This is a genomic window from Streptomyces sp. H51 (assembly GCF_035656535.1).
Classification (GTDB): Bacteria; Actinomycetota; Actinomycetes; order Streptomycetales; family Streptomycetaceae; genus Streptomyces.
Genome location: NZ_JAYMHD010000010.1, coordinates 971 through 1,589, shown reverse-complemented (window position 1 = coordinate 1,589; position 619 = coordinate 971). Strand labels below are relative to the sequence as shown.

Here is a 619-nt window from a genome sequence, read left to right as displayed (position 1 = left end):
GCGCTGACGACGACGCCGATGGCACCGTACGTGTGGACCGGTGACTCGAAATCGACCACTGCCAAGGCGGTCGTTTCGGCCAGCAGGTCCTTCCCCGGCAACCTGGTGTGCGCCTCCGGCAGCCGCACCGGCGAGGTCTGCAACCTCCGGGTCACCGACACGATCGTGTCTTACCAAGCGTCGGACGGAGTGGTCAGAGGGCCTGTTGTCATAGCCGTCAGCGAGAGCGGCAAGGCGGCGATCGGTCCGGGAGACAGTGGCGGCCCGGTCTACCAGCCCCTGCCCGACAGCGAGCACTTCAAGGACGTGGTGGAAGCGAAGGGCATCATCAGCGGGGCAGAAGTCACCTATGATTCCAGCCACTGTGCTGATCCCGCACAGGTCTGGTGCGGGGCAGAGATCTACTACGTCGACATCATTGATGCCCTGTGGGTGTACGACGCCCAACTGCAGCTGTGGAGTCCTTACTGATCCTGAGTTGTGGCGCACCACACCACGACGAGCACCGCACCTGCCCTTCTCGCGCCGTCCGGCGAGGCGTACGGCCTCGCCGGCGCTCGGCCTCCCCGGCGACGGACAGTTCCTGGTCGCCGACGTGGACGGACTGCGCGCCGTGCAC

General features: G+C 66.1%; 1 pseudogene. It reads left to right on the top strand.

Annotated elements, in window-relative coordinates:
* A pseudogene (locus tag VKA29_RS00560) lies at positions 1–471 on the top strand (hypothetical protein); the annotation flags it as partial.
* Between the last annotated feature and the right edge of the window lie 148 nt (positions 472–619).